Consider the following 17788-nt stretch of genomic DNA (forward strand, 5'->3'; position numbering starts at 1 on the left):
CTTCTACATATTATATATGTGTAATCATTAATCGTTCTCAGGACGAAGTTTGCGTACTGTCATACCTGCTTGCCACATCTCCTTATTACGCATTGCCTCCAATTCCTTGTTCAATTTCTCACGATAATCGGGCTTAGAATTGCTGTCGATAGAGATTTGAGCCTCGTTACCGGTCTTCACAGAGAGATACAACCACTCCATAACAGGCTTGATCGCTTCACGGAAACGAGGCGCCCAATCGAGCGCACCACGCTGTGCTGTAGTCGAACAGTTGGCATACATCCAGTCCATACCCTTCTCACCAAAGAGCGGCATCAGACTCTGTGTCAATTCCTCTACAGTCTCGTTAAAGGCTTCAGAAGGAGAATGCCCATGCTCACGGAGCACTTCGTACTGTGCTTCCAACAAGCCTTCAATAGCTCCCATCAGCGAGCCACGCTCACCGGTAAGGTCGGATGTAGCCTCACGTTGGAAGGTTGTCTTGAACAAATAACCAGCACCAATACCAATACCAAAAGCAATTGTCTTCTCTTCAGCATTGCCTGAAGCATCTTGATATACCGCATAAGAACAGTTCAAACCGCGACCTTCGAGGAACATTGTACGCAAAGAGGTACCAGACCCCTTAGGAGCAACCATGATAACATCGACATCTTTAGGTGGAACAACACCTGTACGATCCTGCCAATTGATAGCAAAACCATGTGAATAGTACAAAGTCTTGCCTGCTGTCAGGTAAGGTTTGATTGTTGGCCATATCGCAATCTGACCGGCATCTGAAAGAAGCATGCAAATAATAGTACCTTTCTGGGCAGCCTCTTCAATAGAGAATAGAGACTTACCCGGAACCCAACCATCAGCTACAGCCTTATCATAGGTCTTACCTTGACGCTGTCCGACGATGACATTGAATCCATTATCACGAAGATTACCAGCTTGACCGGGTCCTTGAATACCATAACCTATCACGGCAATCGTTTCATTCTTCAGTACTTCACGTGCTTTTTCTAAAGAGAATTCTTTGTTGGTGACAACAGTTTCTACTACGCCACCGAAATTCATTTCTGCCATATAACTTTGTCATTTATGCGATAGGATACTGCTATCGCGGTTATCTTTTATATAATAAGTTCCTTTATGAGCCTTTATTGCACGCAAAGGTAACATTTTATAATAAAACTACAAAATTTTATTTCAGTCTTTCACAAATTTAACCTTACACCTACAAACTTCGATTCTATCATCCTCTGGCGGTGTCAATTTGTTCACACTGATATTAAACTCGCCCTCTGCCACTTGCTCACGATAAAGTTCCAACTGATCTCCTTGATGACTTTCAGCCACATAAGCAATATCCAATCGATGCAAACGCCGACTCTTATAGTAGCCAAGAGGGAATAAATCGAGGATATGTTCGATGTATTTGACACTGTTAATGTGGCCGTTCATGTCCACATCACTGTACAGTGTATCGACGGTTCTTATTAGTTCCGGGTCGCTACCCATCTTCACTCGTGAGCTCTTATCAATAGGACAAGACTTCTCTGATTCTATATATTGGCTTATCAAACCATCACGAACGGAGAAGATATCAGTCGGTTGTCGAGTATCAGTATCTATCATTGCCCAAATACTTCGGCCATATCCATACACTTTATCATCGGCACCTACTACCTTAAAGTTTCTACTCGTAAAAAACTTCATGGCACTTTCGACCCATGTTTCCACAAAAAACTTATCATAAGCCTGTGGCATTTCCTCCATTTCAATGGCTAAACGAGACAGTACCCAAGTCTTATGTATAGGGTTAAGATAGGTCATTCCATAGCCACGATCATTGCTATGGAAATCTGCTGCATTCAACATGTGATTGCCCAAATGCCCCATGAACAGGTGATGAGAGAAGTCACAATGAAAGGGTTCAGCCAAAAAATCGTATCGTCCTACCTTACTAAGCATGTCCATCTTGCTCCTGTAAAAAGTCAGAAATAGGCTCTTCAAAACTGCGTGTCACTGCAATACGTCCCGAACGAGTATATTGAAGCAAACAATTGAAGCCATCCAATATCGCAAACAAATCTGCAATCTCTTCTGTCAAACCTGCTAATAGCACCGTACTATACGTTGGATTCACCTCCATCATACGTGCATTGTGCTTACGGATGGTTCTAGATACCTCCGGATTTTCCATCAATACAGGTGTCGAAATCTTAAACAAAGCCACTTCATGAATGAACAAATCATCATCGGTATAATAGTCTGCCTTGACAACATCAATCCTATTCTCTATTGCTTTGGTAATTTTCTTAATCTGCGCATCATCACTCCAGACCGTAATCGTGTATTTATGGATACCCTTAATGCTCGAAGCCGACACGTTAAGGCTCTCAATATTCACCTGACGACGAGTGAATACAGCAGTAATCTGGTTTAGTATACCGGCTATATTTTCTGAATATACCAGTAAAGTATATAATTTCTTTTCGTTGTCCATATTGCTTTTTGCTTCTATCAATAACCGGTTATTCATCTATTCCCAGTATCATTTCGTCGACACTCTTACCCGGAGGAGTCATTGGCATGACATTATCTTCCTCCCTCACAGCACATTCTAGCAGATAAGGGCCGTCCGTTGCCAACGCCTTAGCTACTTTCTCACGAAGTTCTTTGCGATCGACGACCACATCATACGGGATGTTATATGCCTTACAAATGTCTTCATAATGTGGATTTAGCATCTTGGTAAAGCTCTTACGGTGATTGAAGAACATATCTTGCCATTGGCGAACATTCCCCAAATAGTTATTGTTTAACAAGAACATCTTAACCGCTGAGCCCTGCTCCATAATTGTTCCAAACTCTTGAATACTCATCTGTAAGCCACCATCACCCATGAAAACGCACACCGTACGATGCGGTGCTCCGAACGTAGCTCCAATACCTGCGGGTAGTCCAAAGCCCATTGTACCAAGTCCACCACTGGTTACTATTGACCTCTTCTTATTGTATTTGAAGTATCGACTAGAGAACATTTGGTTCTGACCTACATCATTTACCAATACAGCATCACCTTTAGTTTCCTCCGCTACCACATTGGTAACCTCGCCCATCAGCAACGGTCCCTCTGTAGGATGAATAGCCGGCTCAATGACTTTGGTCATTTCCATTTCATCAAACTGCTTGAATGACTCTTTCCATTCGACATGTGAGTTCTTTTTCAACAATCTAGTTATAGCGGGAAGCGACATCTTACAATCGCCAACTACAGCCACTGTTGTTTTGATATTCTTGTCTATCTCCGTGCGATCAATATCCAAATGGATTATCTTTGCTTGCTTGGCATAAGTCGATGGCAATCCTGTTACACGGTCACTAAATCTCATTCCAATAGCAATCAGCACATCACACTGTTGCGTTTGCATATTCGGAGCATAGTTACCATGCATACCTAGCATACCCATATTCAAAGGATGATCAGTCGGTAATGCCGACAATCCCATCATGGTACGTCCCGTTGGGATATCAGCCTTCTCTATAAACTCAAGCAATTCACTTTGAGCGCCACCCAATTCTACTCCTTGTCCGACAAGCGCAAATGGTCTTTTACTTGCATTGATAAGCTCAGCTGCCGCCGATACAGCCGCTTCGTCAATATGAGGATAAGGTACATACGAACGAATATGGTTCACCCGAACATCTTCCCATTCGCATTTATGGGTCTGAGCATTCTTCGGGAAGTCCAAAACAACAGGGCCGGGACGACCTGAACGTGCGATATAGAAGGCACGACTAACAGCCCATGCCACATCTTCGGGACGCTGAATCTGATACGCCCATTTCGTTATTGGCTGGGCAACACCTACCAAATCCACTTCTTGAAAGGCGTCTGTACCCAATGCTCCCACTGCTACCTGTCCGGCAATCACCACAATTGGCGTACTATCCATCATGGCATCGGCCACTCCTGTCAGCGTATTCGTAGCACCGGGACCACTTGTTACCAAGCAAACACCCACTTCACTGCTTACACGAGCAAATCCTTCTGCGGCATGAGCAGCAGCTTGTTCGTGACGCACAAGGATGTGATCAAACATCTTTTTCTCGCCACGTGTATAGTCATATAAAGCATCAAATACGGGCATAATGGCTCCACCGGGATAACCAAATATGGTCTTTACACCTTCATTGTGCAAAGCTCGCATGAGAGCCTCAGAACCTGTTATTACTTCTTTCGCCATAATCTATTTCCTAAACTTAATCTATCATTCTTACTCCGCCTTTATCTGCCGAACTAACACTTTGCGCATAAGCCTTTAATGCTTTGCTAACCACACGGTTACGTCGTAGTATTTGCTGTTCACGAGCGTCAAGTTCTGCATCCGAAAGCTTCACATTGATCGAGCGAGATGGTATATCTATTACAATAATATCGCCATCTTTAATCTTTCCAATGTTTCCTCCGGCAGCCGCCTCAGGCGATATGTGCCCGATACTTAGTCCGGATGTGCCGCCCGAAAAGCGTCCATCGGTAATCAGCGCACACTCTTTGCCCAAATGCCGACTCTTTATATAAGAGGTGGGATAAAGCATCTCTTGCATTCCGGGACCACCTTTGGGGCCTTCATGTGTTATCACCACGCAATCTCCCGACTTCACCTTACCGCCCAAGATACCATCGCAGGCATCATCTTGAGAGTCGAATACCACGGCCGATCCTTCAAAATGCCACAAGCTGGCATCCACTCCGGCAGTCTTAACCACACATCCATTTTGTGCAATATTTCCAAACAAGACAGCCAGACCACCATCTTTTGTATAAGCATGGGCTATATCGCGGATGCAACCATTGGCACGGTCGGCATCCAAACTCTCCCACTGCGTGTCTTGACTACCCATTTGTGTAGAGAACCGATGGCCCGGAGCACTTCGATAAATACGATTAGCTTCCTCATCGACAGACTCACCTGTAATGTCATATCGTTTCATTTGCTCTGCCAAAGTCTTACCATCCACGCGCTTCACTTGCCCATCTATCAATCCGGCTTTCTCTAATTCGTTCAAGATTCCAAGGATTCCACCGGCACGATTGCACTCCTGTACACTGTATTTCTGGGTGTTAGGAGACAATTTACACAAACAAGGCACACGACGACTCAGCTCATCTATATCCTTCATCGTGAAGTCTACTTCACCTTCTTGAGCCACAGCCAGTAAGTGAAGTACAGTATTTGTACTTCCACCCATGGCGATATCGAGTGCCATAGCATTGAGGAAAGCTTGGCGAGTAGCGATATTACGTGGTAAAACACTCTCATCACCATCCTCATAATAAGCCATTGCATTTTTCACAATCTGACGTGCTGCGTCTTTAAACAAGCGAATACGATTCTTATGCGTAGCCAATATAGAACCATTACCGGGTAGAGACAAGCCGATAGCTTCGGTCAATGAATTCATAGAATTGGCCGTAAACATGCCCGAACAACTGCCACATCCCGGGCATGCTGACTTCTCTATTTCCATCAAGTCGGCATCGCTTACACTCTCATCACCGCCATTAATCATGGCCGTAATGAGGTCGGCATTCTCCCCTCTCCATCGTCCTGCCTCCATCGGTCCGCCCGAACAGAAAATTGTAGGAATGTTCAAACGCATCGAAGCCATCAGCATTCCCGGCGTCACTTTATCACAGTTTGAAATGCAAATCATGGCATCGGCCTTGTGAGCGTTCACCATATATTCTACAGAGTCGGCAATAATATCGCGCGAAGGCAAGGAATACAACATACCATCATGCCCCATAGCTATTCCGTCATCTATAGCAATAGTATTGAATTCGGCAGCATAGCAGCCCATAGCCTCAATCTCTTGCTTGATAATCTGGCCAATCTCATGCAAATGAGTATGCCCGGGAACAAACTGCGTAAAGCTATTTACGATAGCAATAATGGGCTTTCCTATCTGCTCGTGTTTCATACCGGCAGCTACCCAAAGCGCTCTTGCACCCGCCATTCTTCTACCTTCTGTACAAACAGCACTTCTCAACTGATGTTTCATTGTATATACTTGTTCGCTATAAATCCAATATTTCAAAAAAGCCTTGCCAACAACTATATCGAAGACAAGGTATATAAAATTGAATACAAAGATAAATAGTTTTTGTGTAACGGCCAATAAATAGTACGCTTATTTTGGGAATTATTATTTAATTCGTAAGTTATACAGGGCTTATAGTTTCGTTTTTAAAGTTATTAGACACATATTCTTAACTATCAAGTTGTCATTCAATACTTTCATAGGAACCTATACAACAAGAAGAAGGGATATACCTATATAGGCATACCCCTTCTTTATCTTAAATCAGTAATGTTACTGTTGATTACTTCGTCTTAGCATTGTCGTTGAATGTAGCAACACGGTTGAACTCTACCTGCTCGAAAAGCTTATCGGTAGCACCCATACCCTTGGTAGTCAAACGGCTAGCTGCAATCTTATACTTCTTAATAAGTGCAGTCTTAACAGCCTCAGCACGAGCTTCAGAAAGCTTTTGGTTCAACTCTGCAGAACCCTCTGGAGAAGCATAACCCTTAATCTCCACGTTTGCTTCAGGATGATTCTTCATATAAGAAGCAATCAGTTCGATAGGAGCATACTGTGCTGGATCGATAACACTCTTACCTTGACGGAACAAAACAGTAGGCTGTAAGTTGGTAGCAGTAACAGGCTTCACATACTTAGGCTTCTTGTTGCAAGCATCAAGGGCATTCTGCAAGTCAGCAATCTGGCCATCCTTAGCTGCGAGTTGAGCATCCTTATCGTTCAAATCACCACGCAAGCTATTGATTTGAGCATTCAAACCATCAATCTCAGACTGGTCACGGAGCTGTGCAATCTTGAAGTTATGAGTTCCATTAGAGTTACCAAACTTGTAAATCAAACCTGCGTTCAACTGTACAAAGCTGTGGTTGATATTGTACTTGATGCCGCTGTTAGACAAGTTATAGTTAGCAGCATTGGTCTTATCGTTAAGTCCCCAAACCATAGCAGGCTCGATATAAAACTGCCAAGCCTTTGAAGCACCGAAGTTAAATGCGAAGTCGATAGCAGCCTTAGAGGTCAAGTTGTTGTGATAATGAGAAGCCTTATACTGTGCAGTATTGCCAAAAAGGTGTCCCCAACCAAGTCCGTACAAAGCGATAACCTCAAAAGCACGAGGCTCACCTTGATAACCACCAAACCAATTGCTCAAGTTTACAGTTCCCAACACGCTAGTGTTCAAGAAACGAACTGCTGTTCCGGTAGAAGCAAAAGGCTTATTAGAGAAGTAAGCATTGCTCTCAAGAGCCAAGCCAAATACAGGAGTAAAGTTACGACCCAAGCGTACACCGAAGTTTGGATCCAAACCTTTCATCCATGAATGGCCAGTTGTCTTTGTTGCAACACCACCATTAATACCAATGTAGAAGTTGTCGAATGTTTTGCTTTCTGTTACAGTCTGTGCTGAAACAGATACTGCCATAGCGGCAGCTGCAAATAGTAATGCGATTTTTTTCATTTCTCTCTAAAATTTAATAATTATATTTTATGTTTCTTTATTTATCCTCTCGAATACGCATGCAAAGTTATTAAAAAATATTGTAACTTCCAAAGTTTTCGTATATTTTCCATGTTTTAGAACATAAAAATACCCAAAAGTCTCATTCAAATACTTAAAATACAATAGTCAACCAAACTATACAAAAGTTTAATCTAGATATTCAAGCACTCTAAACTCATCTACCCATCTACCTGTAAACATATTTATTCGCAGACTGCAAAGGGCCAACAGTATCGCTGCTTCGCCTCTTCAGCAATTGTGCAAAGTTGAGACAGCAATGTTGCCAAGCCGCTGCAGAATATTAAGAGTGAAGAACTTAGTAATGAGAAGTAAAGAGTTATGAGCGGAAAACAAAGCTCTTTACGACGTTAAATAATAGGACAAACGCTCTAAATTGGGCTAAAGGCTCTATCAATATATGGTTGTTTTTTAGTATCTTCGCAACATGAAACGCATTATTCTTATTACCGGCGGACAACGATCGGGCAAAAGTATGCATGCCGAACAGTTGGCTTTAAGCCTTTCACCTACCCCTGTATATTTGGCAACTGCCCATATATGGGACGAGGAATTCCGTGAACGAGTAAATAGACACCAACAACGGCGGGGCGATAATTGGACCAATATCGAAGAGGAAAAATATCTATCGCACCATCAACTATATAATAAGGTGGTGGTCATTGACTGTATTACGCTGTGGTGTACCAACTTTTTCTACGACAGCGACAAGAAGGTGAAAGAACAACCGACAGTAGATAGTGCACTGAAAGAATTACAAGATGAGTTCAACCGCTTCACTTCGCAAGATGCCACCTTTATCTTTGTGACAAACGAAATAGGCAGTGGCGGAGTCAGTAACAACGAGATACAACGCAGATTCACCGACCTTCAGGGATGGATGAACCAATACGTAGCATCCAAAGCCGACGAAGTAATCATGATGGTATCAGGTATTCCCGTTAAAATCAAATAAGATGAGGACATTCAATATACTCCCAACAGATAAGGATATGCGCCAAGCTATCCAACAAAAAATAGACAATCTGAACAAACCAAAAGGTTCGCTGGGCATGCTTGAAGACTTGGCCATGCAGATAAGTCTCATCCAACACACGTTCACTCCCACTCTCTCACATCCTTGTCACCTCTTATTAGGAGCCGACCACGGCATTGAGCACGAGGGCGTATCGGTATCTCCACGCGATGTAACATGGCAACAAATGCTGAACTTTGCCAATGGTGGCGGTGGTGTCAACCTATTTTGCCGCCAGCACGGGTTCGACCTTAGTATCATAGACATGGGTGTCGACCATGACCTATCGGCATGCCCACAAATTATCAATCGCAAAATAGCTTGGGGAACAAGTAATTTCTTGCATGCGGCAGCCATGACTGAAGAGCAATTCAATCTGTGTATTGAGACGGCTGTGCAACTTGTAGACGAGTGTAAAGAGAAGGAATGCAACATCATTTGCCTTGGCGAGATGGGTATAGCCAATACATCTCCATCGAGTATCTGGATGAGTCTGTTTGGCCAAATACCTTTGGAAGAGTGTATCGGAGCTGGTGCCGGACTCAACAACGAAGGCATTTCACATAAATACAAAGTACTAAAAGCGGCAGTAGATCTTTATCTCAAGAACAACCGGAATACTCCTCTTAATGCCATCAGATACTTTGGCGGTTTTGAAATGGTGGGAGCCATCGGAGCCATGTTGCGTGCAGCCGAACTCCACATGGTCATTTTGGTAGATGGTTTTATTATGACTGCTTGTATGTTGGCGGCTTCACAGCTATATCCAAATGTGTTAGACTATGCCGTATTCGGGCATTGCGGCGATGAAAACGGGCATAAACGACTGTTGCTACTCATGAATGCAAAGCCTATATTATCGCTCGGTATGAGGTTGGGAGAAGGCACCGGAGCACTTTGTGCATATCCGATTATAGAGTCGGCAATAAGAATGATAAACGAAATGAACGACTTCGACCGTGCTCATATCACTAAATACTTCTAACAAATGAAAGTTTCCATTGACCATAACCTCAAATGGTACGACAAAGTTTGGGCTGCTCTCATCTTCTTTACGCGGCTTCCTTTCTGGCGAATCTACCAACCGCCAAAGACTGCATACGAAACAGTTGTGGAGCATTGGCCGCTGACTGGGTGGCTCACGGGAGGCATCATGGCTCTCACGCTCTATGGTTGTTCATTCATCATGCCCTATATGGCGGCCGTTATCGTGGCCGTTATCGTTCGCTTACTGATAACGGGAGCATTGCACGAAGACGGATTAGCCGACTTCATGGATGGATTTGGAGGTGGCGGAAGAGACCGCGAGCGCATTTTGGAAATTATGAAAGACAGCCGTATAGGGTCTTATGGAGTACTCGGTCTCGTCTTTTATGCCTTGCTATTAACAGCCTGTTTGCATAGTCTTCCACCCGTAATAGGTGCCTTGGCCATCTTTGCCGGTGATACATACGCCAAGATGTTGGCAGCCCAAATAGTACAGATACTAGCCTACGCGCGTAGTTCTGAAACGGCCAAGAACGGTGTAGTCTACCGCAAATTCAGCATTCCGGCCGGCATTAGTCTGTTCATTCAAGGCATTCTGCCACTCGCTTTACTGCTCTATTACCTCAACTTTATGAAGTGGGACTTACTCGTTTTCGTCCCATGCTTGGTGATGTATGCACTCTATCGACTCATGTGGAGCCGCATCAAGGGGTATACCGGCGACTGCTGTGGCGCTATCTTCCTGCTCATCGAACTCAGTTTTTACCTAACACTCAACATCATTCTACATACAATATGAAAATAACACTCATCAGACATACGCGTGTCGGAGTGCCCAAAGGCACTTGCTATGGTTGGAGCGACGTACCTCTAGCCGACACTTTCGAGCAAGAAGCTACTATTACAAAGGGCAACCTGCAAGCCGACGCACCTTTTGACGCCGTGTATTCGTCACCATTAACACGTGCTAGAAAGTTGGCAGCATACTGCGGTTACACCTCTCCTATAGTAGACGAAAGACTTAAAGAGATGAACATGGGAGACTGGGAAATGAGGTTATATGATGATATTGCCAAGGTCGATCCACATATAGAAGCATGGTATCAAGACTATATGAACTTGGCAGCAACGGGTGGTGAGAGTTTCCCAATGATGTATGCACGCGTCGCAGCATTCTTAGATGAGTTGCGAAAGAAGCCCTATGAGCGCGTAGCTATCTTTGCGCATGGTGGTGTACTCATCTGTGCCGGCATCTATGGCGGCCTCTTTGAAAAAGAAAATGCTTTTGAAAACCTGACGGATTATGGAGGTATTGAGCGCATAGAAATATAATACCATCATCTATCTACAACGCTATAACTCTCTAAAAGAAAATAGGACCATCTCTCATCACTGAGAAATGGTCCCCCAAAAATTAGAGAGTTATAAAAAAAATCAAGTTTTCTTTGTTTGTAATGGCTTAACGGTAGAATTCTTTTTTGCCTGCTGCCAAGGTGTTCTTCATCAATGAACAAATGGTCATAGGACCAACGCCACCCGGTACGGGAGTAATGAATGAACACTTGGGGGATACTTCGTCGAACTTCACATCCCCATTCAGGCGGAATCCACTCTTGCGAGTAGCATCAGGAACGCGGGTTGTTCCCACATCAACGATAACTGCACCGTCTTTTACCATGTCGGCCGTCACAAAGTTAGGACGACCAATTGCAGCAATGATAATATCTGCTTCTCGACATTCCTCTTTCAAGTTAGCCGAGTGACTGTGGCAGACTGTCACTGTTGCATCACCATATTGTTTCTGCATCATCAACTGTGCCATGGGTTTACCCACGATATTACTGCGTCCCAACACCACACACTTCTTACCGCTAGTCTCTATGTTATAGTGCTTCAATAGTGTGATGATGCCAAGCGGAGTGGCACTGATGAAACATGGAAGACCAATAGCCATACGCCCCACATTAACAGGATGGAATCCATCCACGTCTTTGCGATAGTCTATAGCCATGATTATCTTCTGCTCATCAATATGTTTCGGCAGAGGCAACTGAACGATAAAGCCGTCTACATCGGCATCTTTATTCAGCTTATCTACTGTTGCCAGTAGTTCATCCTCTGTCACTGTATCTTCAAAACGAATCAGGGTTGACTTGAAACCACACTGCTCACAGGCGATAACTTTGTTCTTTACATAAGTCTCAGAACCACCATCATGCCCTACCAAAACAGCAGCTAAGTGAGGTTGTTTGCCACCTTCGGCAACAATTCTCTTTACTTCTTCTGCTATTTCAGCCTTTATAGCCGTAGCCGTAGCCTTTCCGTCAATCAGCTGCATATCGTCAATTATTGTTCTATTAGCTTTTTACTATAATCTCTTAACTTCCGTCTTACATCTTAGGCATACCCGGAATATTCATTCCTTTCATTCTGCTCATCATGCCTGCCATACCATTTCCTGTCACCATCTTCATCATCTTGCGAGTCTGGTCGAACTGTTTAATCAGTCGGTTTACTTCTTGTATATCAGTACCGGAGCCTTTTGCAATACGTTGACGACGACTTTGGTTCAGTATTTCGGGGTTGGTACGCTCCTTAGGAGTCATACTCTTGATGATAGCTTCAATACCTTTGAAAGCATTATCGTCTATATCTACATCCTTGATAGCCTTGCCTACACCCGGAATCATGCCTGCCAAATCCTTTAGATTACCCATCTTCTTGATTTGCTCTATCTGTCCGAGGAAATCATTGAAGTCGAATTTGTTCTTTTGAATCTTCTTCTGGAGCCTGCGAGCTTCCTCTTCATCGAACTGTTCCTGAGCACGTTCAACAAGCGAAACGATGTCACCCATGCCCAAGATACGATCGGCCATACGCGAAGGATGGAACACATCAATAGCTTCCATCTTCTCTCCTGTACCGACAAACTTGATAGGTTTCGTCACAACCGTGCGGATAGAGAGAGCCGCACCACCACGAGTATCACCATCGAGCTTCGTCAATACGACGCCATTGAAGTCCAAACGGTCGTTGAATTCTTTTGCCGTATTCACAGCATCCTGACCAGTCATGGAGTCAACTACAAACAAAGTCTCATCCGGATTCAACGCTTGTTTCAAATTAGAGATTTCGTTCATCATCTCCTCATCGACCGCCAAGCGACCCGCAGTATCCACAATGACAACATCATAGCTCTTAGCTTTTGCCTCCTTGATGGCATTGTTGGCAATCTCAACGACATTTTTGTTCTCCGATTCTGTATATACAGGTACGCCCACCTGCTCTCCAACGACCTTCAACTGTTCGATAGCTGCCGGACGATATACGTCACAAGCCACGAGCAAAGGTTTCTTATGCTGCTTGTTTTTCAACAAGTTGGCCAACTTTCCACTGAACGTTGTCTTACCGGAACCTTGCAAACCGCTCATCAATATGATAGCCGGATGACCGGACAAATTCAATTCAGAGGCCTCACCTCCCATCAAATCAGCCAATTCATCGTGCACTATCTTCACCATCAACTGGCTTGGCTTCACAGCTGTGAGTACATTCATACCCATCGCCTTGGTCTTTACCGTGTCGGTGAATGTCTTAGCTACCTTATAGTTTACGTCAGCATCAAGCAATGCACGACGCACATCCTTCAAGGTTTCGGCCACATTTATCTCTGTGATTTTGCCTTCACCTTTTAGTATTTTAAACGAGCGCTCAAGTCTGTCGCTTAGATTTTCAAACATAATTTCTTATAGACTGCAACTACATGTTATAACTCTCAATCTGTCTTATTTGCAGAGTGATAACAAGGATTCTTTATAAAATTCACTGCAAAATTACCTTATTAATAGGCAAAAAAAGAATAAAAAACAATGTTTTAAATTATTTTAAAACACTAAAAGCGACATTCTGCGCATACACCCCTATTTTGAGCGTATTTAAATAAGAATTATTTTATAAGTTCATCATATTCATCTGATGAGATAAAAGAATTACTCTCAACTGACTGCAAAGGCGAGGCAACATTGCTGTAAAGCCTCTGCAGTAAAACTGAAAAAGCCCTGCAGTAACACTGCAGAGACTTTGCATTAAATCCATATTACCAATACGTTACAGCTATTATACTTACTTTATTCTTCAACTCCGACTCTAAAGCGAGCTATCAAAGGCAGATGGTCGCTGAAACCATTGTTATATTGGCCCCCATTGAAATTACGTCGAGGTTGCAGTCCGCCATACTTCTCATCATCGGTCAATAAAAACGGGGCATCAAAGATATAACAACTATCCAACAACAACTGCATCGAGAGGCTACAAAATATATGGTCTAGACTCCCCCACTTGCCTTTATAACGGTATGTTCCTTTTGCTCCGTGCATGCCGATAACATTCTCTGACACGTCTTGTAACCCTCGTTCACCGATATACATCAGACTTTTATCACCCACATAGTCATTGAAGTCGCCTGCCACAATGATACGTGCACGAGGAGACAGAACGCGAATGGAATCTACAGAAGCCATCAATCGCTCAGCTACAGCCATGCGAAACGGACGAGAATGCACCTCACCACCCGACCGACTAGGTGCATGTACTACGAACACATGGAGCGTATCATCGTCTATCAATAGCCCCGAAACATAAAGAATGTCGCGTGTCGGACGCATATTCTTTATTGGTTGGATGCGGATAGAATGGTGATTGATGGGACGAAACGCAAAAGGTGAATACATCAAAGCCACATCAATACCTCGCTCATCGGGCGAATTGGTCATAATATATTCGTAGCGTGCTTTGCGCAAAAGTGACCGTTTGGTGAGGTCGCGCATCACCGTATCGTTCTCAACTTCGCACAATGCCACCATATCGGGCAACGTCCAACCTGCCGAATCGCCTCCACAAGCAATGATTTCCTGCCCAATGTGATTAAGTTTACGCCAGTATCGAGCATTGTTCCAATAATGATAACTATCCGGCAAAAACTCCGTGTCGTTCTTGAGAGAATCGTGTTGCGTATCGAAAAGATTCTCCGTATTCAGCTCTACAAATGTGAAAATGCTCAGTAAGAGGGTCAACAACGCCATCTTTATGCTAAATCTTGCTTCAGATTTTTACGAATCTTGGTGAGATAGGACTTCATTCCACTCGCATCTTTCTTATCTATTATCTCCAATAATTCCTTTAATTCCGTGCGAATTTGCGACACTTGGTCGTGTGTATAAGGGTTGAAAAGAATCTCTTGTAATAGATAATCGTCCTCAGAGAGCACTCCACGAGCTATGCGCATGTGGCGTTTAAAGGTAGTACCCGGTGCATCTTGATGCTTCATCACAGCCGCAAAGACAAACGTACTCACAAAAGGAATACTCAAAGAATAGGCTACCGTCTCGTCATGTTCTTGGAAAGTGTACTCGTAGATATTGAGTCCCAGTCGCTGATACATATCCTTAAAGAAGATACGTCCCATGTAATCGCCCTCGCTAATGATGATGGCGTTCTCCTCACTCAGTTGATTAAGGTTGGCGAAAGTAGGTCCGAACATCGGGTGAGTGCTCACATACGGGCGCCCACACTGCTCATAAAACTCTTTCAGTCCGGTCTTAACACTAGCTATATCACTAATGATACAGTCATCATTCAGGTAAGGTAATATCTCTTTAAAAGCACTGATGGTATACTTTACGGTCACCGCATTGATGACAAGTTCGGGATTAAACGCCTTCACCTCATCCAGTTGAGTGAACCGTTGACAGTTATAAGTGAAGCGCATACGTTGCGCATCGCGCTCATATACAGCAACCTCGTGCTCAAAACTAAGCAGGTCGATGAAGAAACTCCCCATCTTACCTGCACCCATGACTAATATTCTCATTTCTGATTGACTATTTCAAGTTGCTGACGAACACTCTCTTCATGTATCTCTTCAAAGATATGAGCCACACTTTCAGCGCTCAATCCACACAAAACACCCTGTGCTCCACGCTTCTCTAAGATTTCGTTGTAACGATTAGACTGCAATACTGTCATGTTGTGTTCCTTCTTATACTGTCCTATCTCGCGACAAACACGAAGTCGTTTGGCCAAAAGTTCCATCAATTGGTTGTCCAAATCGTCTATCTGACTACGTAGTTGGCGTATTCCTTCGGTCGTAGTATGCTCGTCACGGATAACCAACAAGTTCAGAATATAGTCGAGTACATCGGGCGTAACCTGTTGCAATGCATCGCTCCAAGCCGTATCCGGCGTGCAATGGCTTTCTATTATCAAGCCGTCGAAGCCCAAATCCATAGCTTGTTGGCACAAAGGAGCAATCAAATCGCGGCGTCCTCCGATGTGACTGGGGTCGCAAACGATTGGCAATGCAGGTATGCGACGATGGAGTTCGATGGGGATTTGCCACATCGGAAGATTGCGATAAATCTTCTTATCATAGCTGGAAAAACCACGATGGATAGCTCCCAACCGTTTAATACCAGCTTGATTGATACGCTGTAAAGCTCCTATCCATAGTTCTAAGTCGGGGTTTACGGGATTCTTAACAAACACCGGGATATCAATACCTTTCAAACTGTCGGCCAAAGCTTGCACAGCGAAAGGATTGGCACTGGTTCGTGCGCCTACCCACAAAATGTCTACACCATACTTCAAACACAATTCTACATGTTCAGGTGTAGCAACTTCGGTTGCTATCAACATACCGGTTTCTTCCTTAGCAGCCTTCAACCAAGGCAAAGCTTGCTCTCCACATCCTTCGAAACCACCCGGTTTGGTACGAGGTTTCCATACTCCGGCACGGAACATGTGGCAACCTTTGGCAGCCAACTGCTTGGCAGTGGTCATCACTTGTTCCTCTGTCTCGGCCGAACAAGGACCAGCCATCACTATCGGACGTTCTTGATCACTAGGCAATGTAAGGGGTTCTAATTCTAATTCCATATTCTATTGTATTTTAATTCGTTGTTGATAATGATATTCTTTGGATTCTTTCCAATGCTTCCTGTATCTTTTCGTCCTTCGCACAAAGGCTGATTCGAATATAACGTTTACCGTTGTTGCCAAAGATAAAGCCCGGAGTGATAAACACCTTTACCTCATGTAGTACTCTTTCAGTGAGTTCTTCGACATCCTGATACGTCTCAGGTATCTTGCCCCAAAGAAACATTCCCACCTGTTGAGAATCGAACTCACAACCTAACGTGGTCATGATTTGCTCGGCAATATGGCGACGGCGACGGTAAACATCTATATTATATTCTTGATGCCAAGCCTCATCGTTAGTCTGATAAGCCTCGGCTGCTGCCATTTGAATGCCTCGAAAGGTGCCGCTATCGATATTGCTTTTCACCTTAAGTATCCAATTGATGAACGTAGAATTGCTTGCACAGAGCCCTACACGCCACCCCGGCATGTTGAAACTTTTACTCATAGAGTTGAATTCTATGCAATAATCCTTTGCTCCGGGAACCTGAAGTATGGACAACTTCTCACCCTCATTCAAGATAAAAGAATAAGGATTGTCGTTCACAATGACGATATTATGCTTCTTAGCAAAAGCGACCAAACGCTCAAAAGTTTCCCGACGAGCATTTCCACCTGTCGGCATGTGCGGATAATTCACCCACATCAACTTAACACTTTCAAGGTTCATCTGCTCCAACTCATTAAAGTCGGGCTGCCAACCATTATCTTCTCGCAGATTATAATTGATGACGTTGGCACCCAACAGTTTGCTCAATGAGGTATAAGTGGGATATCCCGGATCGGGAACGAGCACCGAATCACCTGGATTGACAAACGCCAACGTGGTATGAAGTATCCCCTCTTTACTACCTATCAAAGGCTGAATCTCGGTTACTGGGTCTAATTCTACATGATACCATTTGCGATAAAAGGCAGCCATAGCGTTGCGTAGCTCCGGTATTCCCACCGTAGGTTGATAACCATGTGCCGATGGTTGTTGTGCTACCTCTATCAGTTTATCCACCGTTTGCTTCGATGGTGGCATGTCGGGAGAACCGATTGCCAAACTGATAACATCCTCACCATTGGCATTCATCTTTGCAACTTCTTTCAGTTTACGACTGAAATAGTATTCTTGTACTTCGTTTAATCTATCTGCCAGTTGTATCATTGTCTCTATATTTTTATTCTTTTATCACATAAAACTTCTCACT

At 43.8% G+C, this 17788-nt stretch carries 16 protein-coding genes; 4 read left to right on the forward strand and 12 right to left on the reverse strand.

The genetic code is table 11. The annotated features are described in order from the left end of the window. Nucleotides 1-27: 27 nt before the first annotated feature. From ilvC to HMPREF0671_RS00030, 6 genes are all read right to left on the reverse strand, one after another. Nucleotides 28-1071 (reverse strand): ketol-acid reductoisomerase, encoded by a 1044-nt coding sequence (ilvC, locus tag HMPREF0671_RS00005; protein WP_036895761.1) that lies wholly within the window; start codon nt 1069-1071, stop codon nt 28-30. Nucleotides 1072-1194: 123 nt separating this feature from the next. After that, nucleotides 1195-1965, reverse strand: coding sequence for an acyl-[acyl-carrier-protein] thioesterase (locus tag HMPREF0671_RS00010; protein WP_036895764.1), 771 nt, complete (start codon nt 1963-1965; stop codon nt 1195-1197). Beyond that, a complete protein-coding gene (gene ilvN / locus HMPREF0671_RS00015) occupies nt 1952-2494 on the reverse strand; it encodes an acetolactate synthase small subunit (RefSeq protein ID WP_036895970.1) in 543 nt (180 codons plus the stop codon). Before ilvN ends, HMPREF0671_RS00010 begins: the two co-directional genes overlap by 14 nt. A 28-nt stretch (nt 2495-2522) precedes the next feature. Next, entirely contained in the window at nt 2523-4238 is a 1716-nt protein-coding gene (gene ilvB / locus HMPREF0671_RS00020) for a biosynthetic-type acetolactate synthase large subunit (protein ID WP_036895767.1), read from the reverse strand. Between the two features lie 16 nt (nt 4239-4254). Then, complete coding sequence (gene ilvD, locus HMPREF0671_RS00025) at nt 4255-6057, reverse strand: dihydroxy-acid dehydratase (RefSeq protein ID WP_036895972.1); 1803 nt, start codon at nt 6055-6057, stop codon at nt 4255-4257. Nucleotides 6058-6379: 322 nt separating this feature from the next. Continuing rightward, entirely contained in the window at nt 6380-7555 is a 1176-nt protein-coding gene (locus HMPREF0671_RS00030) for an OmpA family protein (protein ID WP_036895770.1), read from the reverse strand. Between the two features lie 487 nt (nt 7556-8042). On the opposite strand from HMPREF0671_RS00030, the gene cobU reads away from it, so the two are divergent. Genes cobU through cobC form a run of 4 tightly spaced genes read left to right on the forward strand, consistent with a single transcriptional unit; the run spans nt 8043 to nt 10949 of the window. Continuing rightward, the gene (cobU, locus tag HMPREF0671_RS00035) at nt 8043-8570 is read left to right on the forward strand and encodes a bifunctional adenosylcobinamide kinase/adenosylcobinamide-phosphate guanylyltransferase (protein ID WP_036895772.1); all 528 of its coding nucleotides are present in this window, start codon (nt 8043-8045) and stop codon (nt 8568-8570) included. 1 nt (nt 8571) lies between these two features. Beyond that, nucleotides 8572-9615, forward strand: a complete 1044-nt coding sequence (gene cobT, locus HMPREF0671_RS00040) for a nicotinate-nucleotide--dimethylbenzimidazole phosphoribosyltransferase (RefSeq protein ID WP_036895775.1) — start codon at nt 8572-8574, stop codon at nt 9613-9615. A gap of 3 nt (nt 9616-9618) precedes the next feature. Next, nucleotides 9619-10416, forward strand: coding sequence for an adenosylcobinamide-GDP ribazoletransferase (cobS, locus tag HMPREF0671_RS00045; protein ID WP_036895777.1), 798 nt, complete (start codon nt 9619-9621; stop codon nt 10414-10416). Continuing rightward, the gene (gene cobC / locus HMPREF0671_RS00050; protein WP_036895778.1) at nt 10413-10949 is read left to right on the forward strand and encodes an alpha-ribazole phosphatase; all 537 of its coding nucleotides are present in this window, start codon (nt 10413-10415) and stop codon (nt 10947-10949) included. The genes cobS and cobC overlap by 4 nt, the downstream gene beginning before the upstream one ends. A gap of 127 nt (nt 10950-11076) precedes the next feature. Here cobC and folD read toward each other — a convergent pair whose 3' ends face one another. The 6 genes from folD to HMPREF0671_RS00080 all read right to left on the reverse strand — a co-directional run bounded on the left by folD (nt 11077) and on the right by HMPREF0671_RS00080 (nt 17745). Continuing rightward, nucleotides 11077-11955 carry a bifunctional methylenetetrahydrofolate dehydrogenase/methenyltetrahydrofolate cyclohydrolase FolD gene (gene folD / locus HMPREF0671_RS00055; RefSeq protein ID WP_036895780.1) on the reverse strand — a complete coding sequence of 293 codons (879 nt, stop codon included), beginning with the start codon at nt 11953-11955 and terminating at the stop codon, nt 11077-11079. 52 nt (nt 11956-12007) lie between these two features. Continuing rightward, complete coding sequence (gene ffh, locus HMPREF0671_RS00060) at nt 12008-13357, reverse strand: signal recognition particle protein (protein ID WP_036895782.1); 1350 nt, start codon at nt 13355-13357, stop codon at nt 12008-12010. A gap of 387 nt (nt 13358-13744) precedes the next feature. Then, on the reverse strand, nt 13745-14698 hold the full coding sequence (locus HMPREF0671_RS00065) for an endonuclease (protein ID WP_036895784.1): 954 nt from the start codon (nt 14696-14698) through the stop codon (nt 13745-13747). Nucleotides 14699-14700: 2 nt separating this feature from the next. Then, nucleotides 14701-15486, reverse strand: coding sequence for a prephenate dehydrogenase/arogenate dehydrogenase family protein (locus HMPREF0671_RS00070; RefSeq protein ID WP_036895786.1), 786 nt, complete (start codon nt 15484-15486; stop codon nt 14701-14703). Beyond that, the gene (locus HMPREF0671_RS00075) at nt 15483-16550 is read right to left on the reverse strand and encodes a bifunctional 3-deoxy-7-phosphoheptulonate synthase/chorismate mutase type II (protein WP_036895787.1); all 1068 of its coding nucleotides are present in this window, start codon (nt 16548-16550) and stop codon (nt 15483-15485) included. The genes HMPREF0671_RS00070 and HMPREF0671_RS00075 overlap by 4 nt, the downstream gene beginning before the upstream one ends. 13 nt (nt 16551-16563) lie before the next feature. Next, a complete protein-coding gene (locus HMPREF0671_RS00080; RefSeq protein ID WP_084589693.1) occupies nt 16564-17745 on the reverse strand; it encodes a pyridoxal phosphate-dependent aminotransferase in 1182 nt (393 codons plus the stop codon). Nucleotides 17746-17788 lie beyond the last annotated feature (43 nt).

Origin of the sequence: Prevotella sp. S7 MS 2 (assembly GCF_000762865.1) — a bacterium.
Lineage (GTDB): Bacteria > Bacteroidota > Bacteroidia > Bacteroidales > Bacteroidaceae > Prevotella.

Coding starts and splice junctions, on each gene's coding strand:
- ilvC (WP_036895761.1), bottom strand. CDS start 1,071: ATGGCAGAAATGAATTTCGGTGGCGTAGTAGAAACTGTTGTCACCAAC.
- HMPREF0671_RS00010 (WP_036895764.1), bottom strand. CDS start 1,965: ATGGACATGCTTAGTAAGGTAGGACGATACGATTTTTTGGCTGAACCC.
- ilvN (WP_036895970.1), bottom strand. CDS start 2,494: ATGGACAACGAAAAGAAATTATATACTTTACTGGTATATTCAGAAAAT.
- ilvB (WP_036895767.1), bottom strand. CDS start 4,238: ATGGCGAAAGAAGTAATAACAGGTTCTGAGGCTCTCATGCGAGCTTTG.
- ilvD (WP_036895972.1), bottom strand. CDS start 6,057: ATGAAACATCAGTTGAGAAGTGCTGTTTGTACAGAAGGTAGAAGAATG.
- HMPREF0671_RS00030 (WP_036895770.1), bottom strand. CDS start 7,555: ATGAAAAAAATCGCATTACTATTTGCAGCTGCCGCTATGGCAGTATCT.
- cobU (WP_036895772.1), top strand. CDS start 8,043: ATGAAACGCATTATTCTTATTACCGGCGGACAACGATCGGGCAAAAGT.
- cobT (WP_036895775.1), top strand. CDS start 8,572: ATGAGGACATTCAATATACTCCCAACAGATAAGGATATGCGCCAAGCT.
- cobS (WP_036895777.1), top strand. CDS start 9,619: ATGAAAGTTTCCATTGACCATAACCTCAAATGGTACGACAAAGTTTGG.
- cobC (WP_036895778.1), top strand. CDS start 10,413: ATGAAAATAACACTCATCAGACATACGCGTGTCGGAGTGCCCAAAGGC.
- folD (WP_036895780.1), bottom strand. CDS start 11,955: ATGCAGCTGATTGACGGAAAGGCTACGGCTACGGCTATAAAGGCTGAA.
- ffh (WP_036895782.1), bottom strand. CDS start 13,357: ATGTTTGAAAATCTAAGCGACAGACTTGAGCGCTCGTTTAAAATACTA.
- HMPREF0671_RS00065 (WP_036895784.1), bottom strand. CDS start 14,698: ATGGCGTTGTTGACCCTCTTACTGAGCATTTTCACATTTGTAGAGCTG.
- HMPREF0671_RS00070 (WP_036895786.1), bottom strand. CDS start 15,486: ATGAGAATATTAGTCATGGGTGCAGGTAAGATGGGGAGTTTCTTCATC.
- HMPREF0671_RS00075 (WP_036895787.1), bottom strand. CDS start 16,550: ATGGAATTAGAATTAGAACCCCTTACATTGCCTAGTGATCAAGAACGT.
- HMPREF0671_RS00080 (WP_084589693.1), bottom strand. CDS start 17,745: ATGATACAACTGGCAGATAGATTAAACGAAGTACAAGAATACTATTTC.